Here is a 1,273-nt window from a genome sequence, read left to right on the forward strand (position 1 = left end):
AGGGCGAAGCCCGAAGGGGGGAAACGAGGTGAGGTTGTCCATGAAAACGCGGATGGAGATCGTGAAGGCAGAAGCGGAAGCGTACTGTCGGGCAGGACGGGAAGAGAAAGGGCAAATCCTGGACAGGCTGATTCCCCTGACGGGATACAACCGGTCCTATGCGTCGCACCTTCTTTCCCTCTTTGGCAGGACACCGGTCCTTCGCTTCGCAGGAAAGGCTCCCCTGAAGCTCGTCCCGGAGCCGAAGCCCGTCAGGCGAAGGCGTCCGGTTCGATACGGGCCCGATGTCCTGGAGCCCCTGAAGACCATCTGGGAAATGATGGGCTATCCCTGCGGGAAACGCCTGGCCCCTTCCCTTCCATGGCTGATTCCCAAGATGGAACGTCATGGCGAGCTGTCCCTGGATTCACCCCTGCGGGAGAAGCTGCTGGCCCTTTCCGCAGCCACGATCGACCGCCTTCTGCCTTTTGAGCGAAAACGGATGCTTCTGCCCAGGGGACGATCCTGCACCAGGCCGGGAACGCTTCTCAAGCACCAGATTCCCATACGCACCTTTGCCGACTGGGACGATGCAGGGGTCGGGTTCATGGAGATGGACCTGGTGAGCCACGACGGCGGGAATGCCTCGGGAGATTTCGCCTACACGCTAACCCTAACGGATGTGGCCACCGGATGGACCGAGCTTCATGCCCTGCCGAACCGGGCCCGGAAGTGGGTGCTGGAGGCACTCCCCGCTCTCATGGACCGGCTCCCCTTCCCCTTGAAGGGGCTGGATTCCGACAACGGGAGCGAGTTCATCAACCATCACCTGATGCGGTTCTGCGCGGATCACGGGATCACCTTCACCCGGTCGAGGCCGGAGAACAAAAACGACAACTGCCATGTCGAGCAGAAGAACTGGGCGGCAGCACGAAAAGCGGTGGGATACGCCCGGTACGACACCCCCCGGGAGGTGGAAATCCTGAACCGGCTTTACAGGGACCTGGGCCTGTACGTCAATTTCTTCCAGCCGTCCTTTAAGCTAGTGGAGAAGCACCGCCAGGGAGCCAGGGTCAGGAAGGTCTATGATGTACCCAGGACTCCCTGCCAAAGGCTCCTGAACGCCCTGGAGCGGGAAGAACCTGCCGTGTGCGCTTCCCTTCGTGAAACCTTCGACTCTCTCAATCCGGCAGAGTTGAGGAGAAAACTGGACGCGGCATTGGAGGAGCTGGGAAAATGCGGGGCAGAGAAAAGAAAACAGGGATCCCCCAAAAAGATCCCTGCCTTCGTTTAG

At 60.3% G+C, this 1,273-nt stretch carries 1 protein-coding gene; it reads left to right on the forward strand.

The features are described 5' to 3' along the window. Positions 1-28: 28 nt before the first annotated feature. Entirely contained in the window at positions 29-1,273 is a 1,245-nt protein-coding gene (locus N2315_09410) for a transposase family protein (protein ID MCX7829387.1), read from the forward strand.

The sequence above is a fragment of the Thermanaerothrix sp. genome, assembly GCA_026417795.1.
Lineage (GTDB): Bacteria > Synergistota > Synergistia > Synergistales > Synergistaceae > Thermanaerovibrio.